General features: G+C 70.2%; 17 protein-coding genes and 1 pseudogene. 8 read left to right on the forward strand and 10 right to left on the reverse strand.

The annotated features are described in order from the left end of the window. Entirely contained in the window at positions 1 to 3,105 is a 3,105-nt protein-coding gene (locus tag EV699_RS05875) for a type III restriction-modification system endonuclease (RefSeq protein ID WP_132539962.1), read from the forward strand. 145 nt (positions 3,106 to 3,250) lie between these two features. Here the strand turns inward: EV699_RS05875 and gloB are convergent, their stop codons facing one another. Both gloB and cysB read right to left on the reverse strand, forming a co-directional pair. Next, positions 3,251 to 4,039 carry a hydroxyacylglutathione hydrolase gene (gloB, locus tag EV699_RS05880; protein ID WP_132539965.1) on the reverse strand — a complete coding sequence of 263 codons (789 nt, stop codon included), beginning with the start codon at positions 4,037 to 4,039 and terminating at the stop codon, positions 3,251 to 3,253. Between the two features lie 21 nt (positions 4,040 to 4,060). Next, complete coding sequence (cysB, locus tag EV699_RS05885; RefSeq protein ID WP_132539968.1) at positions 4,061 to 5,035, reverse strand: HTH-type transcriptional regulator CysB; 975 nt, start codon at positions 5,033 to 5,035, stop codon at positions 4,061 to 4,063. A 161-nt stretch (positions 5,036 to 5,196) separates the two neighbouring features. Here cysB and EV699_RS05890 point away from each other — a divergent pair, with 161 nt between their 5' ends. Next, positions 5,197 to 6,414, forward strand: a complete 1,218-nt coding sequence (locus EV699_RS05890; RefSeq protein WP_243662576.1) for an MFS transporter — start codon at positions 5,197 to 5,199, stop codon at positions 6,412 to 6,414. 10 nt (positions 6,415 to 6,424) lie between these two features. Here the strand turns inward: EV699_RS05890 and speB are convergent, their stop codons facing one another. The 6 genes and pseudogenes from speB to EV699_RS05920 all read right to left on the reverse strand — a co-directional run bounded on the left by speB (position 6,425) and on the right by EV699_RS05920 (position 12,877). Beyond that, the gene (gene speB / locus EV699_RS05895; RefSeq protein ID WP_132539974.1) at positions 6,425 to 7,384 is read right to left on the reverse strand and encodes an agmatinase; all 960 of its coding nucleotides are present in this window, start codon (positions 7,382 to 7,384) and stop codon (positions 6,425 to 6,427) included. A 79-nt stretch (positions 7,385 to 7,463) separates the two neighbouring features. Further along, positions 7,464 to 8,741 carry an NAD(P)/FAD-dependent oxidoreductase gene (locus EV699_RS05900; RefSeq protein ID WP_132539977.1) on the reverse strand — a complete coding sequence of 426 codons (1,278 nt, stop codon included), beginning with the start codon at positions 8,739 to 8,741 and terminating at the stop codon, positions 7,464 to 7,466. A 62-nt stretch (positions 8,742 to 8,803) separates the two neighbouring features. Beyond that, positions 8,804 to 9,613 carry an ABC transporter permease subunit gene (locus EV699_RS05905; protein WP_132539980.1) on the reverse strand — a complete coding sequence of 270 codons (810 nt, stop codon included), beginning with the start codon at positions 9,611 to 9,613 and terminating at the stop codon, positions 8,804 to 8,806. Positions 9,614 to 9,625: 12 nt separating this feature from the next. Further along, positions 9,626 to 10,590 (reverse strand): annotated as a pseudogene (locus EV699_RS05910) (ABC transporter permease subunit). 11 nt (positions 10,591 to 10,601) lie between these two features. Further along, a complete protein-coding gene (locus tag EV699_RS05915) occupies positions 10,602 to 11,756 on the reverse strand; it encodes an ABC transporter ATP-binding protein (protein ID WP_132539983.1) in 1,155 nt (384 codons plus the stop codon). Between the two features lie 29 nt (positions 11,757 to 11,785). Further along, positions 11,786 to 12,877, reverse strand: coding sequence for a polyamine ABC transporter substrate-binding protein (locus tag EV699_RS05920; RefSeq protein WP_132539986.1), 1,092 nt, complete (start codon positions 12,875 to 12,877; stop codon positions 11,786 to 11,788). A 373-nt stretch (positions 12,878 to 13,250) separates the two neighbouring features. On the opposite strand from EV699_RS05920, the gene EV699_RS05925 reads away from it, so the two are divergent. From EV699_RS05925 to EV699_RS05950, 6 genes are all read left to right on the forward strand, one after another. Beyond that, complete coding sequence (locus tag EV699_RS05925) at positions 13,251 to 14,636, forward strand: glutamine synthetase family protein (RefSeq protein WP_132539989.1); 1,386 nt, start codon at positions 13,251 to 13,253, stop codon at positions 14,634 to 14,636. A 194-nt stretch (positions 14,637 to 14,830) separates the two neighbouring features. Beyond that, positions 14,831 to 16,714 carry a methyl-accepting chemotaxis protein gene (locus tag EV699_RS05930; protein WP_132539992.1) on the forward strand — a complete coding sequence of 628 codons (1,884 nt, stop codon included), beginning with the start codon at positions 14,831 to 14,833 and terminating at the stop codon, positions 16,712 to 16,714. A 63-nt stretch (positions 16,715 to 16,777) separates the two neighbouring features. Continuing rightward, the gene (locus EV699_RS05935) at positions 16,778 to 18,022 is read left to right on the forward strand and encodes an efflux RND transporter periplasmic adaptor subunit (RefSeq protein ID WP_132539995.1); all 1,245 of its coding nucleotides are present in this window, start codon (positions 16,778 to 16,780) and stop codon (positions 18,020 to 18,022) included. After that, positions 18,000 to 19,226, forward strand: a complete 1,227-nt coding sequence (locus EV699_RS05940; RefSeq protein WP_132539998.1) for an ABC transporter permease — start codon at positions 18,000 to 18,002, stop codon at positions 19,224 to 19,226. Before EV699_RS05935 ends, EV699_RS05940 begins: the two co-directional genes overlap by 23 nt. Further along, positions 19,219 to 19,911, forward strand: coding sequence for an ABC transporter ATP-binding protein (locus tag EV699_RS05945; RefSeq protein ID WP_132540001.1), 693 nt, complete (start codon positions 19,219 to 19,221; stop codon positions 19,909 to 19,911). Before EV699_RS05940 ends, EV699_RS05945 begins: the two co-directional genes overlap by 8 nt. A 73-nt stretch (positions 19,912 to 19,984) precedes the next feature. Continuing rightward, positions 19,985 to 20,398: a hypothetical protein gene (locus EV699_RS05950; RefSeq protein ID WP_132540004.1), complete on the forward strand. Its 414-nt coding sequence runs from the start codon at positions 19,985 to 19,987 to the stop codon at positions 20,396 to 20,398. Positions 20,399 to 20,414: 16 nt separating this feature from the next. On the opposite strand, the gene EV699_RS05955 is transcribed toward EV699_RS05950, so the two are convergent. Continuing rightward, positions 20,415 to 21,056: a hypothetical protein gene (locus tag EV699_RS05955; protein WP_132540007.1), complete on the reverse strand. Its 642-nt coding sequence runs from the start codon at positions 21,054 to 21,056 to the stop codon at positions 20,415 to 20,417. A gap of 71 nt (positions 21,057 to 21,127) precedes the next feature. Next, positions 21,128 to 21,727, reverse strand: a complete 600-nt coding sequence (locus EV699_RS05960) for a cupin domain-containing protein (RefSeq protein ID WP_132540010.1) — start codon at positions 21,725 to 21,727, stop codon at positions 21,128 to 21,130. Positions 21,728 to 21,890 lie beyond the last annotated feature (163 nt).

The raw sequence follows: 21,890 nt of genomic DNA on the forward strand, positions 1-21,890 counted from the left end.
ATGAAGCTGAAATTCAAGACGCAGGCGTACCAGACTGCGGCGGTGCAAGCGATAGTAGACTGCTTCAAGGGGCAGGTTCCGCATCACGGAGGCGTTCGCTATCGGCTCGATCCCGGCAGCCAGAAAGCAGCCCCAGCGAGCCCGCAAGCGGCGCTCGCGCTCGAGGCCGCTTCGCCTGAAGCCGCAGCGGAAAAGGAAGCAGCGTTCCGCAACGCCGACTTCACGTTGTCGGAAACAGCGCTGCTCGACAACATCCGAGCCGTGCAACACGGCCAGAACCTGCCGGTGTCGGACGCACTAGTCAAAACTAAAGTGGCCAAGGTCAATCTCGACATCGAGATGGAAACTGGCACCGGTAAGACCTACTGTTACATCAAGACCATCTTTCAGCTGAACAAGCAGTACGGCTGGAGCAAGTTCATCATCGTGGTACCCAGCATCGCCATCCGTGAAGGCGTGGCCAAGTCGCTGGAAATCACTGCCGAGCACTTCTTAGAGACCTACCACAAGAAGGCGCGCTCCTTCATCTACAACTCCAAGCAGCTGCACCATCTGGAGAGCTTCTCGTCTGACGCGGGCATCAACGTGATGGTGATCAACGTGCAGGCGTTTGCCGCGCGAGGTGCTGAAAACCGCCGCATTTATGACGTGCTGGACGACTTCCAGTCGCGCAAGCCCATCGACGTGATCAGCGCCAACCGCCCCATCCTGATCCTGGATGAGCCGCAAAAGATGGAAGGCGCGGCGACGCTGAAGTCGCTTGAGGAGTTCAAGGCGCTCATGGTGTTGCGCTACTCGGCCACCCACAAGACCACTCACAACAAGATCCACCGTCTCGATGCGCTGGACGCCTACAACCAGAAGCTGGTGAAAAAAATTGCCGTGCGCGGCATCGCGGTGAAAGGGCTGGCGGGCACGGCGGGCTATCTGTACCTGCAGTCCATCGAGATCTCGAGCAAGAAGCCGCCCGAGGCGCGTGTGGAGTTCGAGCAGAAACTGGCGGGCGGAAACATCAAGCGGGTGGTGAGGAAGCTCTCCAAAGGCGACAACCTGTTCGATCTGTCGAGCGGGCTCGATCAGTATCGGGATGGCTTTGTCGTGGCCGATATCAACGCCAACTCCGACACCCTGAGCTTCACCAATGGCGTTGAGCTGACCGTTGGGGATGCGACCGGTGATGTCACTGAAGCCGCGCTGCGCCGTATCCAGATCCGCGAGGCCATCAAGGCGCACTTCGACAAGGAACAGGCGCTGTTCCAACAGGGCGTGAAGGTGCTCACGCTCTACTTCATCGACGAAGTGGTTAAGTACCGCGACTACGACGCACCGGACGAGAAAGGCGAGTACGCCCGCATCTTCGAGGAGGAGTACCAGCTCTACCTCAACGAGGTGCTGGATCTGGATGAGACGCCGTACATCAAGTACCTAAAAGGCATTTCTGCCGAAAAGACTCACAGCGGCTATTTCTCCATCGACAAGAAGAGCAAACGGCTGGCCGACCCCACGGTCGCGGCGCGTGGCGAGAACGCGGGGCTCTCCGACGACGTGGACGCCTACGACCTGATCCTGAAGGACAAGGAGCGGCTGCTGTCGTTCGCCGAGCCGGTGCGCTTCATCTTCTCCCACTCGGCCCTGCGTGAGGGCTGGGACAACCCGAACGTGTTCGTGATCTGCGCTCTCAAGCACAGTGACAACACGATATCCCGCCGTCAGGAGGTGGGACGTGGCTTGCGGCTGTCCGTCAACCAAAGCGGTGACAGGATGGATCACCCGGCCACGGTACACGATGTGAACGTGCTGACTGTGGTGGCCAGCGAAAGCTACAAGGACTTTGTCGCGGCGCTACAGAAGGACATCAGCGAGTCGCTGTCGGCGCGCCCGCGCGTAGCGGACGAGGCCTACTTCACCGGCAAGGTGCTGAAGACGGAGTCTGGCGATGTCGAGGTCACTCCGCAGCTCGCCAAGCAGATTTACAAGTACCTGCTCAAGCACGACTACACCGATGACGCTGATCGCATCACCAGCGCTTACCACGAAGCCAAGAAAGACGGCGTGCTGGCTGCGTTGCCCCCCGAATTGGCACCGCACGCCGAGCAGGTCTTCAAGCTCATCGACAGCGTTTTCAGCGAGAGCCAGTTGCCCGAAATTGGCGACGACCGCAAGCCCAAGAAGAACCCGCTCAACGCCAACTTCGAGAAGCAGGAGTTCAAGGAGCTCTGGAATCGGATCAATCGCAAGGCGGCATACAGCGTCGACTTCGACTCCGACGAACTGGTGCAGAAAGCGGTCAAGACTCTCAACGACAAAGATGCCGGGCTTCGTGTGACCCCGTTGCAGTACACCATCCAGCACGGCGAACAGGCAGCCGACGTGACCTACGACGGAATCAAGGGCGGCAATGCGTTCGAGTTGAAGGCCACGGAGACGGAAACTAACCGCGCCTCAATCCATTCAGCGGTCAAGTACGACCTGATCGGTAAGCTTGCCGAAGGCACCCAACTGACGCGACGCACGGTGACAGATATCCTCAAGGGGCTCAGCGCCGCTGTATTCGCGCAGTTCAAGACCAACCCGGAGAGCTTTATTGCCGAGGCGATACGCCTGATCAACGAGCAGAAGGCCACCGTCATCATCGAGCACCTGGCCTACGATCCGGTCGAGGACAAGTTCGACCTCGACATCTTTACCGCCGGACAGACCAAGCAGGACTTCAGCAACGCGGTCAAGACGCCCAAGCACCACATCTACGACTTCGTGCTGCCGGATTCCGGGTCGAAGCCGGAGCGCGACTTTGCCGAGGCGTTGGAGTCCAGCGCTGAAGTCGTCGTGTACGCCAAGCTGCCGCGCGGTTTCCTGATCCCGACCCCGGTTGGTGACTACAACCCCGATTGGGCCATCTCGTTCAAGGAAGGCTCGGTGAAGCACATCTACTTCGTCGCGGAAACCAAGGGATCGATGTCCTCGATGGATCTGCGCGAGATCGAGAAAACCAAGATCAAATGCGCCCGCAAGTTTTTCGATGAGATGAACCGCCGCTTCGCCCTGGAGAACGTCAAGTACGACGTGGTGGACAGCTTCGGCAAGCTGATGGAGTTGGTGAAGTAAGACAATCAAGGATCAAAACCGAGACTCATCCGGAAAGTATTCGGGACGCCGTGAAGACATCGGATGAACACCAGCGAAGCGCAGAATTCGATCGGATGGTGGGCTAGCGGCAAGCGATCTCTTTTCCACCGACTGCAGTGCGGCGTTAGTCGTACTCGGTGTCCTTCCAGTGGCGCACGGCCCAGAACACCTCGCTGTCGGTTGCGAGGCGCTGGCCGGTGAAGCGTTCGGCGGCGGCGATCACCGCCGGCTCGCGCACGCGCAGGAAGGGGTTGGTGGCGCGTTCGAGCGCGAGCGTGCTCGGCACCGTGGGTTCGTCGCGCCGGCGCCGCGCGGCGTCATCGGCCACGCGTGCGAGCAGCGCCGGGCTGTCGGGCTCGACCCAGGCGGCGAAGCCGAGGTTCGCCAGCGTGTACTCGTGCGCGCAGTACACGCGGGTGTCGCCGGGCAGCGCGGCGAGCTTGGCGAGCGAGGCCGTCATCTGCTCGGGCGTGCCCTCGAACAGGCGCCCGCAGCCGCCGGCGAACAGCGTGTCGCCGCAGAACAGCACGCCGGCGGCGTCCGGCGCCGCGCCGACGTAGGCGATGTGGCCCGCGGTGTGCCCCGGCACGTCGAGCACGCGAAAGCGCGCGCCGAGCACCTCGACCTGGTCGCCCTCGACGAGCCGCCGGGTCAGCCCGGCGATGCGCTCGCCGGCCGGGCCGGGCACCGCCGCCTGCGGGAACGCCGCCTTGAGCCTGGCGATGCCGCCGGTGTGGTCGCGGTGGTGGTGGGTGATCAGCACGGTGTCGAGCGTGAGCCCGCGCACGGCGAGCGCGGCGAGCACGACGTCCGGGTCGCCGGGGTCGACCACCGCGGCGGCGCTGCCGCCGTCGCGCGTCAGCAGCCAGATGTAGTTGTCGGTGAAGGCGGGGAGGGCTTCGATGTGGAGCATCGCGGGTCTCGTCGGGGCGGCTCAGTACTGCGGCAGTTCGCAGGCGCCGAACAGCGCGTCGAGCGCCTCCTGCGAATCGGTCGCCTCGGCCGCCTGCACCACCTGCGGCGTCAGGTGCGGGGCGAACAGCTGGATGAAATCGTACTGGAAACGGCGCAGGAAGCTGCCGCGCAGGAAGCCGATCTTGGTGGTGCTGGGGGCGAACAGGTGCGCCGCGTCGATCGCCACCAGGTCCTTGTCGGCCTCGGCGTCGTAGGCCATGCGGGCGATGATGCCGACGCCGAGGCCGAGGCGCACGTAGGTCTTGATCACGTCGGCGTCGGTCGCGGTGAAGGCCACCTGCGGGTGCAGGTGGGCGGCGCGGAAGGCATCGTCGAGCTGTGAACGGCCGGTGAAGCCGAACACGTAGGTCACCAGCGGGTGGCGCGCGATGTCCTCGATGGTGAGCCGCGGCAGCGCGGTCAGCGGGTGGCCCTGCGGCACCAGCGCGCAGCGGTTCCACAGGTAGCAGGGCATCATCACCAGGTCGTGGCACTCGCCGATGGCCTCGGTGGCGATCGCGAAGTCGACCTTGCCGGAGGCCGCCATCTCGGCGATCTGCGTCGGCGAGCCCTGGTGCAGCTGCAGCAGCACCTGCGGGTAGCGCTCGCGGAACACCCGGATCACCGGCGGCAGCGCGTAGCGCGCCTGGGTGTGGGTGGTGGCGATGCTGAGCGTGCCGCGGGAGTTGTCGCGGAACTCCTCGGCGATCACCTGGATGTTGCGCACCTCGCGCAGGATCGCCTCGGCGCGCGCGATGATGCGCTCGCCCACCGGGGTGATGTGGGTCAGGTGCTTGCCGTTGCGGTTGAACACCTCGACCCCGAGTTCGTCCTCGAGCAGGCGGATCTGCTTGCTCACGCCGGGCTGCGAGGTGTACAGGCTCTCGGCGGCGGCGGAGATGTTGAGGTTGTTCTTGGCGATCGCGGTCAGGTAGCGCAGTTGCTGGAGTTTCACGGCGTGGACCTCGTTTGGCTGCGGCATTTATATCCAGCCATGCGTATTTGCTCAAATCCTTATCGCTGCAACGCATGAAAACCCCGGTCCCGTGCCGCGCATTGGACCGCGCCGCGGGGCGCGCCTACGCTGCGGCATCCTTCACCGTCGCGATGCCGCCCATGACCGCGATCCCCCCCGATACCGCTGCGATCGCCCTCGGCACGCCCGCCTTCCGGCGCGTGCGCACGGCGCTGTTCCTCGGCGGCTTCGCCACCTTCGCGCTGCTCTACTGCGTGCAGCCGCTGATGCCGCTGCTGTCGCAGACCTACCGGCTGTCGCCGGCGGCGGCGAGCCTGGCGCTGTCGGCCGCCACCGGGGCGCTGTCGCTGACGCTGATCGCCGCCAGCGTGCTGTCGGACCGCTACGGCCGCCGCCCGGTGATGGTCAGCGCGCTGACGCTCGCCGCGCTGCTCGCGCTCCTCAGCGCCGCTGCGGCCGACTTCGCCCACCTGGTGCTGCTGCGCGCGCTCGAAGGCGTGGCGCTCGCCGGGCTGCCGGCGGTGGCGATGGCCTATCTCAGCGAGGAGATCGAGCCCGAGGGCCTGGGCTACGCGATGGGGCTGTACATCTCCGGCAGCGCGCTCGGCGGCATGAGCGGGCGCGTGTTCGCCGCCTGGGTGGGCGAGGCCTTCTCGTGGCGCGTCGCGCTCGCCGCGGTGGGGGCGATCGGGCTGGCGCTGGCGTTCGCGTTCTGGCGCAGCCTGCCGCTGTCGCGGCGCTTCCGGCCGCGCTCGCTGCACCCGCGCGTGCTCGCCGAGGGCATGCGCGGCCACCTCGCCGACGCCGGCCTGCCGTGGCTGTTCGCGACCGCGTTCCTGCTGATGGGCTGCTTCGTCAGCCTCTACAACTACCTCGGCTACCGCCTCGGCGCGCCGCCGTTCAACCTCGGGCCGGGCGCGACCGGCATGATCTTCATGCTCTACCTGGTCGGCAGCGCGGCCTCGACCTGGGCCGGGCGCCTCGCCGACCGCCTCGGCCGTCGCCGCGTGCTGTGGTGGATCACCACGCTGATGCTGGTCGGGCTGCTGCTGACGCTGTCGTCGCAGCTCGCGGCGGTGGTGCTCGGGGTGGCGCTGTTCACCTTCGGCTTCTTCGGCAGCCACGCGGTGGCGAGCGGCTGGGTCGGGCGGCGCGCCCGCCAGGCGCGCGGGCTCGCCTCGGCGCTGTACCTGTTCGCGTACTACGCCGGGTCGAGCGTGCTCGGCACCGCCTCGGGGCTGGTGTGGAGCGTCGGCGGCTGGGGGGCGGTGGTCGGCGTGCTCGCGCTCGGCCTGCTCGCCTGCCTGGCGATCGCGCTGCGGCTGCGCCGCCTCGAACCGCTGCCCCCCGCCCCCTGAGCGGGCGCGCTCAGGCGCTGCGCTTCGGCCGCCGCGCCGCCAGCAGGCAGAGGAAGTCGTGCGCGAGCGTCGCCGCGGCGAGCGCGGTCACCTCGGCGTGGTCGAACGGCGGTGACACCTCGACCAGGTCCAGGCCGACCCAGTTGACCTCGCCGAGCCCGCGCACGATCGCCAGCGCCTGCGCACTCGACAGCCCCCCCGGCACCGGCGTGCCGGTGCCGGGGGCGAAGGCCGGGTCGAGGCAGTCGATGTCGAAGCTCAGGTAGGCCCTGGCATCGCCGACCACGCGGCGCACCTCCTCGACCACCGCGCGCGGGCCGTGCTCGTGCACCCACGGGGCGTCGAGCACGGTGAAGCCGAGGTCGTTGCGCGCGTGGGTGCGGATGCCGATCTGCACCGAGCGGCGCGGATCGATCAGCCCCTGCTCGGCGGCGCGGCGGAACATCGTGCCGTGGTCGAGGCGCTCGCCGTCGTCGGGCCAGGTGTCGGGGTGGGCGTCGAAGTGCACCAGCGCGAGCGGCCCGTGCAGCGCGGCGTGCGCGCGCAGCAGCGGGTAGGTGACGAAGTGGTCGCCACCGAAGGTCAGCATCGTCGCGCCGCTCGCCAGGATGTGCCGCGCGTGCGCCTCGACGGTCTCGACCAGGCGCTGCGGGTAGCCGTAGTCGACGAAGCAGTCGCCCCAGTCGATCACCGCCAGGCGCTGGAACGGGTCGAAGCCCCAGGGGAAGGCGAACAGCTCGGCGTGCTGCACCGAAGCGGCGCGGATCGCCTGCGGCCCCAGCCGCGCGCCGGGGCGGAAGCTGGTGGCAGCGTCGAAGGGGATGCCGCTCACCACCACGTCGGTCCCGGCGAGGTCCTTGGTGTAGCGCCGGCGCAGGAAGCTCAGCGCGCCGCCGTAGGTCATCTCGGGCTGGCGGCCGTACAGGCTCGTCGCGGTGAAGGCGTTGTCGCCGTGGCTGGGCTCGGTCATGGTCAGGCTCCTCTAGCCATCGCGGCGTCGTACGGGACGCCGGGCACCGTCAGGCAGGCGGTTCACCGCCGGCCGGGCTTCACAGCCCCAGCCGGTCGCGCAGGGTGTAGTAGGTGGCGCCGAGCGCGGTCAGCGGCACGCGCAGCAGCCGCCCGCCCGGGAACGGCAGGTGCGGCAGCGCGGCGAAGGCCGCGAAGCGCGTGCCGTCGCCGCCGAGGCGCTCGGCGATCAGGCGCCCGGCGAGGTGGGTCAGCGTCACGCCGTGGCCGCTGCAGCCCTGGATGTAGAACACGTGCTCGCCGAGGCTGCCGAACTGCGGCAGGCGCGACAGCGTCAGCAGGAAGTTGCCGGTCCAGGCATGGTCGAAGCGCACGCCGGCGAGCTGCGGGAAGACCTTCTCGAGCTTCGGCCGGATCAGCGCCTCGATGTCGCGCGGATCGCGCGCGCCGTACACCGTGCCGCCGCCGAACAGCAGGCGGTGGTCGGCGGTGGTACGGAAGTAGTCGAGCATGAAGTTGCAGTCCTCGACGCAGTGGTCCTGCGGCAGCAGCGCGCGGGCGCGGGCCTCGCCGAGCGGCTCGGTGGCCACCACCTGGGTGCCGCAGGGCATCGAGCGCGACGCCAGCCGCGGCACCAGGTTGCCGAGGTAGGCGTTGCCGGCGAGCACCAGGTAGCGCGAGCGCACCGCGCCGCGCGCGGTGTAGGCGACCGGCCGCGGGCCGAAGTCGATGCGCTCGACCGGCGACTGCTCGTAGATCGTGCCGCCCTGGCGCTCGACCGCCGCCGCCTCGCCGAGCGCGAGGTTGAGCGGGTGCAGGTGGCCGCCGCGCAGGTCGAGCAGGCCGCCGACGTAGCGCTCCGAGGCGACGTGGGCGCGGATCGCGCGGGCGTCGAGCAGTTGCAGGTCGCGGTTGCCGAACGCCTCCCAGCGCGCCTGCTGCGCTTCGAGGTGGCGCATCTGGCGGGCGTTGAGCGCGGCGAAGATGCCGCCCGGGCGGTAGTCGCAGTCGATGCCGTGGCGGGCGATCAGCCCGCGGATGATGTCGCCGCCCTCGAAGATCATGCCGCCGATGGCGCGCGCCGCGGCACTGCCGTGGCGCGCCTCGACCACGTCGACGTCGCGGCTGAAGCTGTTGACCACCTGGCCGCCGTTGCGCCCGGTGGCGCCGAAGCCGATGCGCGCGGCTTCCAGCACCACCACGCGGAAGCCCGCGTCGATCAGGTGCAGGGCGCTCGACAGGCCGCTGAAGCCGGCGCCGACGATGCACACATCGCAGTCCACCGTGCCTTCGAGCGCGGGGCGCGGGTGCGCGCCGCGGGCGGTGGCGGCGTACCAGGACTTCACGTGTTCGGACATGGTGGCGATCCTCCGGTGCGCGCGGCGCTGCCGCGCGGTCGTCGTTGTAGGGGGTGTGGTCGTCAGGCGGCGGCCGTCTCGCGCTCGCGGCGGCGGTTGGCGCGGGTTTCGAGCACGGTCGCGAGCAGCACCGCGGCCGAGATCACGCCGAGCAGCAGCGTCGAGACGGCGTTGATCTGCGGGTTCACGCCGAGGCGCGCCTGGCTGTAGATCAGCATCGGCAGCGTGGTCGCGCCGGGGCCGGTGGTGAAGCTCGAGATCACCAGGTCGTCGAGCGACAGCGTGAAGGCGAGCAGCCAGCCCGAGGCCACCGCCGGCGCGATCAGCGGCAGCGTGATGACGAAGAAGGTCTTGAACGGCGAACAGCCGAGGTCCATCGCGGCCTCCTCGACCGAGCGGTCGAAGCCGGCGAGGCGTGCCTTCACCACCATGGTCACGAAGCACATCGTGAAGGTCACGTGGGCGAGCGTGATGGTGGTGAAGCCGCGGTCGAGCGACAGGCCGACGAAGGTCAGCAGCAGCGCGAGCCCGGTGATCACCTCAGGCATCACCAGCGGCGCCGACACCATGCCGGCGAACAGCGCGCGCCCGGCGAAGCGCGGGTAGCGCGCCAGCGCCAGCCCGGCGAGGGTGCCGAGCACCGTGGCGAGGGTCGAGGAGGTGACCGCGACCTTCAGCGACACCCAGGCGGCGCCGAGCAGCGCCTCGTTGTGCAGCAGCGCGCCGTACCACTTGAGCGAGAAGCCGCCCCAGACGGTGACGAGCTTGGACTCGTTGAAGCTGAACACCACCAAGAGCGCGATCGGCAGGTGCAGGAAGGCGATGCCGAGGGCGAGCGAGACGGCGTTGAAGGCGTTGAAGCGCGTGAGCATGGCGGCGGCTCCTCAGTGCACCAGGGCGTCTTTCTGCGAGCGCTGGAACAGCATGATCGGGATCACCAGGATCGCGACCAGCACCACGGCGACGGCGGCGGCGAGCGGCCAGTCGCGGTTGCCGAAGAACTCCGCCCACAGCGTCTTGCCGATCATCAGCGTGTCGGAACCGCCGAGCAGGTCGGGGATCACGAACTCGCCGATCGCCGGGATGAACACCAGGAAGGCGCCGGCGATCACGCCGGGCAGCGCCAGCGGCACGGTGATCACCCAGAACGCCTTGGCCGGGTGGCAGCCGAGGTCGGCGGCGGCTTCGAGCAGGCGCAGGTCGAGCTTCTCCAGGCTCGAGTAGATCGGCAGGATCATGAACGGCAGGTACGAGTAGACGATGCCGACGTACACCGCGGTCTCGGTGTTGAGGATCGCGAGCGGGGTGTCGATCACGCCGAGGCCCATCAGCAGCGCGTTGAGCAGGCCCTCGGGCTTGAGGATGCCGATCCAGGCGTAGACGCGGATCAGGAACGAGGTCCAGAACGGCAGGATCACCAGCGCCATCAGCGCGCTGCGCCAGTGCCGCGGCGCCTTCGCCATCGCGTATAGGCCATCGGGAAGGCGATCGCGAGCGTGATCAGCGTCGACACCGCGGCGATGCGCACGCTGCCGACGTAGGAGCGCCAGTAGAGCTCGTCGGTGAACAGCGCGAGGTAGTTGGCGAAGTCGAGCTTCAGCGTCAGCACGGCGTCCTCGGTCCAGTCGAGCAGCGCCGCGTACGGCGGGATCGCGGTCGCCACCTCGCTGACGCTGATCTTGGCGACGATCGCGAACGGCACCAGGAAGAAGGCCAGCAGCCACAGGAACGGGGCGGCCACCACCAGGCTGCGCCCCCGCGGCAGCCAGGCGCGCAGGCGCGAACCCGCTCCCGGAGCGGTGGCGGCGGGGACGACGAGCGACGGTGCGGCGAGCGGGCTTGCAGTCATGCCGGCGACCCTCAGTGCGTGAGCAGGACCGCGGCGTGCGGGTCCCAGCTCAGGTAGACGCGATCGTCCCAGCCGATCGGGCGTTCGATCAGGCGGGTCTGGTTGGTCTGCACCGACACCAGCGTCTGCCCGCTGTCGAGGCGCACGTGGTAGACCGACAGGTTGCCGAGGTAGCCGATGTCCCAGACGCGGCCGCTGACGCTGTTGGCGACGTCGGTCGCCGGGCTCGCGGTGCTGAGGCTGAGCTTCTCCGGACGCACCGCCACCCAGGCCTGGCTGCCGGGCAGCACCTCGCCGTGGCTGCGCACCGCGAGGCGCCCGCCGTGCGGGCTTTCCACCGCCACCAGGCCGTCGGCGTTGTCGACCACGCGCCCTTCGAGCAGGTTGACGTCGCCGAGGAAGCCGGCGACGTAGCGGGTCTCCGGGTACTCGTAGAGCTCGGCCGGCGTGCCGACCTGGACGATGCGGCCGTGGTCCATCACCGCGATGCGCGAGGCCATGGTCATCGCCTCGGCCTGGTCGTGGGTGACGATCACGAAGGTCATGCCGAGCTTGGCGCGGATGTCCATCAGCTCGAACTGCGTCTGTTCGCGCAGCTTCTTGTCGAGCGCGCCGAGCGGCTCGTCGAGCAGCAGCAGCTTGGGCCGCTTGACCAGGCTGCGCGCCAGCGCCACGCGCTGGCACTGCCCGCCGGAGAGCTGGTGCGGCTTGCGCTTGACGAAGGGGCCGAGCTGCACCATCTGCACGACCTCGTCGACGCGTGCGCGGATCTCGGCGCGCGCCACGCCGTCCTGCTTCAGGCCGAAGGCGATGTTGTCCTCGACCGTCATGTGCGGGAACAGCGCGTAGGACTGGAACATCATGTTCACCGGCCGGCGGTAGGGCGGCACCGCGGCGACGTCCTCGCCGTCGAGCAGGATGCGTCCCGAGGTCGGCTCGGTGAACCCCGCCAGCATGCGCAGCAGCGTGGACTTGCCGCAGCCCGAGGGGCCGAGCAGGGCGAAGAACTCGCCCTGGAAGATGTCGAGCGACAACTCGTCGATCGCGGCGTGCGCGCCGTAGCGCTTGACGATGTTCTGCAGGCGCACGTACGGCCGGGCGGCCGGATCGGCCCACGGGGTCCACGCCGGCTTGCGCGCGGCGGTTAACGAGGCAGCGGTGGACATGGGACGTTTCTCCTGCGGGGCGACGCGGCTCAGAGCGCGCTCTTGACCTTGGTCCAGGTGCGGGTGACGAGTTGCTGCGTCTTCGGCGGATAGGCATCGGGCACGAACAGCTTCGCCTGCACCTCGGGGGTGGGGAACACCGCCGGGTCGTTGCGCAGCGTCGGGTCGAGCAGCGGCAGCGCGCCCTGGTTGGCCGTGGCATAGCGCACGAAGTTGCTGTTCTTCGCCGCCGTCTCGGGCTTCAGCATGAAGTTGATGAAGGCCAGCGCGGCGTCCTTGTGCGGGGCGTCGGCGGGGATCGCGAGCAGGTCGAACCACATCAGCGTGCCCTCCCTGGGTAGCGTGTAGGCCACGTCGACGCCCCTGCCGGCCTCCCTGGCGCGGTTGCGCGCCTGCAGGATGTCGCCGGAGTAGCCGATGGCGAGGCAGACGTCGCCGTTGGCGAGGCCGTTCAGGTACTCCTGCGAGTGGAACTTCTTGACGTAGGGGCGCAGCTTCTTCAGGTGCTCCTCGGCCTTGGCGATCACCTTCGGATCGGTGCTCGACGGGTTCTCGCCGAGGTAGTTCAGCACGATCGGGATGATCTCGGCCGGCGCATCGAGCATGTGCACGCCGCAGTCCTTCAGTGCCGCGAGCCGCGCCGGGTCGAGCGCGAGCTGCCAGGAATCGAGCGGCGCGTCGGGCAGGCGCTTCTTCACCGCGTCGACGTTGTAGCCGATGCCGACGGTGCCCCACATGTAGGTCGCCGAGTGCGCGTTGTCGGGGTCGTAGCGGGTGACCGCCTGGTTGATCTGCGGCGACAGCGCCGCAAAGTTCGGCAGGCGGCTGCGATCGAGCCTGGCGAACACCCCGGCATCGATCTGGCGGCGCAGGAAGTAGCCCGAGGGCACCACCACGTCGTAGCCGCTGGAGCCGGCCAGCAGCTTGGTCTCCAGGATCTCGTTGCCGTCGTAGACGTCGTAGACGACCTTGATCCCGGTCTCCTTCTGGAAGTCCTCCAGCACCTGCGGGTCGATGTAGTCCGACCAGTTGTAGACGTTGACGACCTGCTCGCCGGCGACGGCGGTGCCGAGCAGCCCGACGAGGGCCAGGGCGAGGCTTGAGCGGATGGGACGGCGCATGGTGTTCCTCGGGTGGTGAGGGTCTACGGGGTGCCGCCGCGGTCGTGGCGCGACGGTCTTGGACCTGCGATCACGCGCTGGTTTGTGATCACAATTAAATGTGATCACTTTATATCGAACGTGTCAACACCCGCCGGTGACGCGACCGCGTGTCCGTCGCCCGGGTAAACGCACTTATTTTTAGGTGTGTTATGTCAATGAAGGCTGACGGTGGCGCAGAAGGCGCTTCAGCACCGGCTTGCAAGCTTCGCCGAGCTTCGCTATTTTGTGATCACAATAGATCGGCCAAACGGCAGGCGCACGGTCACCCGAGCCGAGGTGCACCTGCCCGCAGCCCCCGCTGCACGGGCCGAGAGCACGAGGAGAAACGTCCATGAGCGTCGCACCGTCGCCGTCCGTCCTGTCCGCCGAAGCGGCGGCCTTTCTGGCAGCCCATCCCGACACCGAAACCTTCGAGCTGCTGATCCCCGACACCAACGGCGTGATCCGCGGCAAGTGGGTGCCGCGCAGCGCGGTGCAACGCGCCTTCGAGGGCGGCATCCGCCTGCCGAGCTCGGTGTTCGCGATCGACATCTGGGGCAACGACGTCCACGACAGCGGCCTGGTCTACGAGACCGGCGACCGCGATGCGCTGTGCATCCCGGTGCCGGGCACGCTGAAGCCGGTGCCGTGGCTGCACCGGCCGACCGCGCAGGCGCTGATGGCGATGTACGAGCCCGACGGCCAGCCGTTCTTCGGCGACCCGAGCAACGTGCTCGAAGCGATCATGGCGCGCTTCGAGGCCCTGGGGCTGACGCCGGTGGTCGCCACCGAGCTGGAGTTCTACCTGCTCGACCGCGACACCGCCGGCGACGGCACGCCGCAGCCGCCGGTGTCGCCGCTCGGCGGCGGCCGCAGCTGGTCGAGCCAGGTCTACGGCATCGAGGAGCTGCACGCCTTCGAGGACTTCTTCGACGGCATCACCCGCGGCTGCAAGGAGCAGGAGCTGCCGATCGACACCTTCGTCGCCGAGCAGGCGCCGAGCCAGTTCGAGGTCAACCTCAAGCACGTGGCCGACGCGAGCCTCGCCGCCGACCACGCGGTGCTGCTCAAGCGCGTGATCAAGGGCGTGGCGCAGGCGCACGGCATGTCGGCGACCTTCATGGCCAAGCCCTTCGGCCAGTACTCGGGCAACGGCATGCACGTGCACATGAGCCTGATCGACCGCGACGGGCGCAACGTCTTCGACGACGGCACGCCCAACGGCAGCGCGCTGCTGCGCCACGCGGTCGCCGGGCTGAAGGCGACGATGGCCGACACGATGGCGCTGTATGCGCCGAACACCAACTCCTACCGCCGCTTCGCGCCCGGCACGCACGCGCCGACCACCGCGACCTGGGGCTACGACAACCGCTCGACGGCGCTGCGCATCCCCTCGGGCGAGCGCCAGGCGATGCGCTTCGAGCACCGCGTGGCCGGCGCCGACGCCAACCCGCACCTGGTGCTCGCCGGCATCCTCGCCGGCGCCCACTACGGCATCGTCAACCGCCTCGACCCGGGCGAGCCGGTGCGCGGCAGCGCCTACGAGCGCGGGGATGCCTCGACGCTGCCGAACTCACTCGACTGGGCGCTGGAGGAGTTCGAGCGTTCGGCCTTCGTGCAGGACTACCTCGGCGAGCCGTACGTCAGGCTCTACGCCGCCTGCCGCCGCCAGGAACTCGCCGCCTTCGGCAAGCAGGTGACGCCGCTGGAGTACGACTCCTACCTGCGCACCGTGTGACCGGCACGCGCCGACCCGCCGTCCCGCAAGCCCCCGTCACGGGGGCTTTTGCGTTTGCGGGCCGGCGGCCGTGCCGGCGCGTCATGCGGCCGGAAGGTGGCCGGAGGGTGGGGGCGGGCTAAGCTTGGCGACGTTGCGCCGGGGTGGATGCCGCGGCGTGCCTTCCCTTCAGCCCAGCACGAGCCCGCCTCCCCATGTTGCGCCAGACCCGAATCGGAACTCGCCTCGCCTGCGGCTTCGCCGCCGTCCTCGCCCTGCTGGTCCTGATGACCGGCTTCGCGCTGATCGAACTCGACAAGATGGAAGGCATCATCGGCCACGTCGTCGAGGGCAACGTCAAGAAGATGCAGCTCAACGGGAGCATGCGTAACGCCGTCAACCTCATGGAGGTCGAAGTCCGCCACGCCACCCAGCTCGCCTACCAGGGCGACGTCGACGAGGTGCGCAAGCGCCAGGAATCCATCGAGGCCCAGCGCGCCGCCTACGACCAGGCCTGGCAGGCGCTGGTGCAGATGCCGACCGGCAGCCAGGGTGCGCAGCTGCGCCTGCGCATCGACGCCGCCCGCGCCAAGGCGCGCGCGCCCACCGACCGGCTGATCGAGCTCGCGCTGCTCGGCAAGATGGACAGCTCGCTGGAGGTGCTGAACGAGCGCCTGACGCCGGCGCTGTACGAGTGGCGCGACGCGCTCGGCGAGAACATGCGCCTGCAGGACGTGAACAACCGCGAGGACTACGCCGCGGCGACGAGCGACTACCACACCACGCTGGTCATCCTGCTGGCGCTCGCCGGGGTGTCGGTCGCGCTCGGCGCGGCGCTCGCCTGGGCGGTGACGCGCTCGATCACGCAGCCGCTGGCGCAGGTGGCCGGCGTGCTCGAAGCGGTGGAACAGGGCGACCTGACGCGCGAGGCGGAAGTCGCCGGGCGCGACGAGCTGACCCAGGTCGCCGAGCGCCTGAACCTCGCCATCGGGGCGCAGCGGCGCTCGCTCGACGCGATCGAGAACGCCAACCGCGAGGTGCAGGCCGCCGCCGCCGCGCGCGCCGAGAGCGAGCGGCGCGAGGCCGCGGCGCAGCGCGCGCAGATGGAGGCCGAGCGCGCCGAGGCCGAGGCCGGGCGCCGCCGCGCCGAGGAACTGCAGCACAAGGTCGACACGCTGCTCGAGGTGGTCGAGGCGGCCAGCCGCGGCGACCTCACGCGCAGCATCGCGGTCGACGGCGACGATGCGATCGGCCAGATCGCGCGCGGCCTCGGCCGCTTCTTCGAGGACCTGCGCGGCAGCCTGCGCGAGATCGGCGCCACCGCCGGCACCCTCGCCGCGGCCTCGGAGGAGATGGGCGCGGTCAGCACGCAGCTCACCGCCGCCGCCGGCCACACCGCCGACGACGCCCGCCAGGTCTCGGCGTCCGCCGGCCAGGCCAACGCGCGGGTCGAGGCGGTGGCCGCCGCCACCGAGGAGATGAGCGCCAGCATCCGCGAGATCGCGCGCTCCACCGCCGAGGCCAGCTCGGTGTCGGAGGAAGCCGTGCGCCTCGCCGAGCACGCCACCGCGATGGTCAGCCGCCTCGGCGAGAGCAGCCAGCGCATCGGCGAGGTGGTCAAGCTGATCAGCTCGATCGCCGAGCAGACCAACCTGCTCGCGCTCAACGCCACCATCGAGGCGGCGCGCGCCGGCGAGGCCGGCAAGGGCTTCGCGGTGGTCGCCGGCGAGGTCAAGGAGCTCGCCAAGGGCACCGCGCAGGCCACCGACGAGATCGGCCAGCGCGTGTCGGGCATCCAGGACGACACCCAGGGCGCGGTGGCGGCGATCGACCGCATCTTCGAGATCATCCGCCGCATCAGCGACATCCAGACCAGCATCGCCGGCGCCGTGGAGGAACAGAACGCCGTCTCCAACGACATCGCCGGCAACCTCGGCCACACCGTCTCGGCCACCGGCGAGATCGCCCACGGCGTCGACCGCGTCGCGCAGACCGCCACCGGCACCCTGCACGGCAGCTCCGACGTGCGCCAGGCCGCCACCCAGCTTGCCGAGATGGCGGCGCAACTGCAGCAGCTGGTCAACCGCTTCCGCGTCTAGCGCGCGGCAGCCGCGGGGGCGCGTGCTACGCTGCGCGCGCCCGCGGCCGCCCGCCTTGCGACCATGCCCGACACTTCCGGCCCGCCCCGCGGGCGCCTCCGCCGTCTGCTGCTGCCCGCGCTCGTGCTCGTCGCGCTCGGCGGCTGGCTGCTGCCGCCGCTGCTGTTCGGGCCGCGCATCGTCGCCTACCCGGTGGTGCGCGGCGAGCTGGTGCAGACCGTGGTGGCGAGCGGCAAGGTGCGCACGCCGCAGCGCGTGGAGATCGGCGCGCAGATCACCGGGCAGGTAGTGGCGATCCCGGTGGACGAGGGCAGCCGCGTCGCCGCCGGCGACGCGCTGATCGAGCTCGACGCCGCCGAGGCCCGCGCCGCCGTCGCGCAGGCCCGCGCCGCGCTGGCACAGGCCGAGGCGCGGCTGCGGCAGATCCACGAGGTCGGCCGCGCGGTGGCCGAGCAGACGCTGCTGCAGGCCCAGGCCAACCGCGTGCAGGCCGCGCGCGCGCTCGAACGGGCGCAGGGGCTGGTGACGCGCAAGTTCATCGGCATGGCCGAACTCGACGACGCGCGACGGGCGTTCGACGTCGCCGAGAGCCAGGTGCGGGCGGCGCGCCTGACGCTCGATGGCCAGCTCCCCGGCGGCGCCGACGTCGTCCTCGCCGAGGCCGGGCTCGCGCAGGCGCGTGCGAGCCTCGCGCTCGCCGAGGCCCGGCTCGGCTACACGCACATCGTCGCGCCCGCCGCCGGCGTGCTGATCGCCCGCGCGGTCGAGCCCGGCGACGTGGTGCAGCCGGGGCGGATGCTGATGGCGCTCGCCCCCGACGGCGAGACCCGCATCGAGGTGCAGATCGACGAGAAGAACCTCGCCGCGATCGCCCTCGGCCAGGCGGCGCTGGCCTCGGCCGACGCCTTCCCCGACCGCACCTTCGCCGCCGAGCTCATCTACATCAACCCGGCGGTCGACGCGAGCCGCGGCGCGGTCGACGTCAAGCTGCGCGTGCCCGAGCCGCCGCCGTTCCTGCGCCAGGACATGACCGTGTCGGTCGACATCCAGGTGGCGCAGCGCGCCGATGCGCTGGTGCTGCCGCTCGACGCGGTGCGCGAGGCGCCGGGCGGCGGCGCCTACGTGCTGGTGGTGCGCGACGGCCGGGCGCAGCGCCAAGCGGTGAGCCTCGGCGTGCGCGGCGGCGGGCGCGTGGAGGTGCGCGACGGGCTCGCGGCCGGCGAATACGTGGTGCCGGCCGCCGCCGTCGACGTCGTCGAGGGCAGTCGGGTGAGGGTGCGCGCGAGTGGACCGGTTCCTGCCATTTGAGTGGATCGCGGCGCTGCGCTTCCTGCGCGAGGGGCGCATGCAGACCGCGCTGATCATCATCGGCGTGGCGATCGGCGTCGGCGTGATCGTGTTCATGTCGGCGCTGCTGACCGGGCTGCAGGCCAACATCATCCGCCGCACGCTGTCGGCGCAGGCGCACATCGTGATCCTGCCGCCCGAGGAGGCACCGCGGGTGCAGCGCGCGCTGCACCCGGCCACCGCGCTCACCGTGGTGCAGCCGCAGGCGCAGCGGCTGCAGAGCATCGACCAGTGGCAGTCGGTGCGGTCGATGCTGCAGGCGATGCCCGAGGTCACCGCGGTATCGCCGATCGCCTCGGGGCCGGCGTTCGCGCAGCGCGGCGAGGCGAGCCGCGCGGTGACGCTGATCGGCATCGAGCCCGAGCACTACGTGCGGGTGATCGCGCTCGCCGACAAGATCGTCGCCGGGCGCCTGCGCCTGACCAGCAACGACGTGGTGATCGGCACCGAGCTCGCCAGCGACCTCGGCGCCGAGATCGGCGACAAGGTCCGCATCAGCACCGCGAGCGGCGGCCAGAGCGTGCTCAGCGTCACCGGCATCTACGACCTCGGCGCCAAGACGGTGAACCTGCGCAACGTCTACGTCGCGCTGCGCAGCGCGCAGAGCCTGCTCGACCTCGCCGGTGGCGTGTCGAGCATCGACCTGACCGTCGCGCACCTGTTCGACGCCGAGGACATCGCCCAGCGCATCAGCGGGCGCACCGGGCTCACCGCCGATTCGTGGATCCACACCAACGCGCAGTTCGTCGTCGCGCTGCGCGCGCAGACGCTGTCGAACTCGCTGATCCGCTTCTTCGTCGGCCTGTCGGTGGCCTTCGGCATCGCCAGCGTGCTGGTGGTGAGCGTGGTGCAGAAGACCCGCGAGATCGGCATCCTGCGCGCGATGGGCGCGTCGCGCGGGCAGATGCTGCGCGTGTTCCTGATCCAGGGCGGGCTGGTCGGCTGCGGCGGCTCGCTGGTCGGCGCCGCGCTCGGGCTCGGCTTCGCCACGCTGTTCCGCACCTTCGCCCGCAACGCCGACGGCACGCCGCTGTTCCCGATCCAGCTCGACTACTCGCTGTACCTGTGGGCGGCGCTGCTCGCCTCGCTGACCGGGGTGATCGCCGCGGTGATGCCGGCGCGGCGCGCGGCCAAGCTCGACCCGGTGGTGGCGATCCGTGGCTGAACCGGTCCTGGTGCTGGAAGGCGTCTGCAAGACCTACGGCGAAGGGGCGCTCGCGGTCGAGGTGCTGCACGACATCGACCTGCGCCTGCAGGCGGGCGAATTCGCTGCGCTGATCGGCCCCAGCGGCTCGGGCAAGAGCACGCTGCTGAACCTGATCGGGCTGCTCGACCGGCCGAGCCGCGGCCGCCTGGTGATCGCCGGCCACGACACCGGCGCGCTGCCCGAGGCCGAGCTGACGCGGCTGCGCGGGCGCGCGCTCGGCTTCGTGTTCCAGCACCACCACCTGATCAACGCCTTCAGCGCGCTCGAGAACGTGATGATGCCGCTGCTGGTCGAGCGCGGCCGGCAGGACGCCGCGATGCGCGCCACCGCGGCGCGCCTGCTGGCACAGGTCGGCCTCGGCGATCGCCTCGATGCGCGCCCCGACCGGCTCTCCGGCGGCCAGCAGCAGCGCGTCGCGATCGCCCGCGCGCTGACGATGGGGCCGCCGCTGGTGCTCGCCGACGAGCCCACCGGCAACCTCGACACGCAGACCTCCGATGCGGTGTTCAGCCTGCTGCGCGAGGTCAACCGCGCGCAGGGCACGAGCTTCCTGATCGTCACCCACGACCCGCGCCTCGCCGCGCGCTGCGACCGCATCATCGAACTGGTGGACGGGCGCATCGTCGCCGACCACCCCGCCTGAACCGCCGCGCGCGGTTGCGCCGCTGCGCCGGGCTGCGCTACACCGGTGCCCCCGTCCCCGCCGGAGCACCGCGATGGCCCGTACCCCCGCTCCCGACCAGCCGCCCCGCGCGCCGCGACGCAAGCCGCCGCAGTACGCCTATGACGGCCTCACCGGCGCCTGGCTCAGGCTGCCGTGGTGGCTGCACCTGGGCTTCGCCGCCGCCGCCTGGCCGGCCTGCACCTACCTGGTGCCGCGGCTGCCGGCGCACGAGCCGTGGGTGCGCACGCTGCTGGGCCAGTGGGTGCCGCAGTGGGGCTGGATGCCGCTGGTCGCCTTCTGCGCGGGCTCGGCGGTGGCGAGCGCGGTCAAGGCCGCGCGCCAGCCGCCGCCGAAGGCGGCCGGCAAGCGCAAGCCGCGGCGCACCGCGGCCGGCGAGGCAGCGCGCGCGCGCAAGCCCCGCAAGCCGCGCAACGCGCCGCCACCGCAGGCCGACGCCGCCGACTGAGCGCCGCCGCGGCGGATCATTCCGGCAGCGTGCCGGCGTAGGCGCAGCCGCGCAGCACGCGCCCGTCGTAGACGACGATCGCGCGGTAGCTGTAGATGCCGTAGGCCAGGCCGTCCATGCAGCGCTCGGGCAGCAGCGTCACGCGCAGGCTGGAGGAGGTCTCGCGCACGTCGTAGACGCGCCGGCCGCTCTGCGGATCGCGCGCGAAGCGCCGGTAGCGGAACTCGGGCGTGTCGCGGCTGCCGCCGAGCTGCAGGCGCAGGCGCACGCGGTCGACGTTGAGCGACCAGGCCGGGGTGTGGCCGAGCGCGCGGAACACCGCCGGGCGCTTGCGCATCTGCCGGCACACCGAGCCGTGGCGCACCAGACGCTCGATGCCGCTGGCGATGAAGCGCCCGTCCTCGACCCGGCCGCGCAGGTCGGCACGCAGCCCCGGCGTGGCGTTGTCGGCGAGCACGGCGTAGAGGCCGGCGAGATCGGCGTCGGCGCCGACGTCGTCCACCGGCAGCTCGGCCGGGCCGTCGCAGGGCTCGAAGCGCAGGCCGCCGTCGGCCGCGCGCAGCAGCGTGCCGCTGACCACCGGGTCGTCGGCCGCCGCAGCGGTCAGCGCGACGGTGCAGGCGAGCGCGAGCAGGAACGGGCGGAGCGCAGCGGGCATCGGTGAACCTCCCGGTGGTGGACGGCGGCATCGGTCGCTGTGTGACCGCGGCGCCGGCCGGGCGTGCGCCGCTAGAAGCTCGGTGGCGTGCAGGCGCTGACGATTTCCAGCGGCTCGTCGCCGACGTTGCGGAAGCGGTGCGGCAGGCGCGAGTCGAAGTAATACGCGTCGCCCGGCTCCAGCGTCCAGCTTTGCGCGGCCACGGTGAGTTCGAGCCGGCCGCGGATCACCACCCCGCCTTCCTCGGCCTCGTGCGTCAGCATCTCGGCGCCGGTATCGGCGCCCGGCGCGATGCGCTCGTGCAGGATCTGCATCGCCCGGCCGCGCAGGTTGCGCCCGACCTGGCGCAGCGACAGCGCGCCGCCGCCGATCTCGACCAGCTCGGCGGCGCGGTACACCACCTGGTCCTGCGCCGGCAGGTCGAAGGTGAAGAAGTCGGCGAGGGCGATCGGAAAGCCGTCGAGGATCTTCTTCAGCGTTGCCACCGACGGGCTGGTGCGGTTCAGCTCGATCATCGAGATGATGCCGTTGGTGACGCCGGCGCGCCGGGCGAGCGCGCGCTGCGACAGGCCGTAGACCTCGCGTATGCGGCGCAGGCGTTCGCCGATGTTGAACTCGGCCTCGGGGCCGGCGGGCGCCGGGGCGGTGGCGGCAGGGCTCGGGGTGCTCATCGCGAGGGGTTCCGCAGTGGGGACGGGGGTTGCCGTGCTCCGGCATCGATGTTCAGTTTATTAAACGATTACATCGCTCACCCTGTCACTGGCAAGCGCTGCACAGGCGTTATCATGTCGCGCTGCAGCATGCATTTAGGGGGTTTTCGGGCGCTGGCAGCGC

Origin of the sequence: Plasticicumulans lactativorans (assembly GCF_004341245.1) — a bacterium.
Taxonomy (GTDB): domain Bacteria; phylum Pseudomonadota; class Gammaproteobacteria; order Competibacterales; family Competibacteraceae; genus Plasticicumulans_A; species Plasticicumulans_A lactativorans.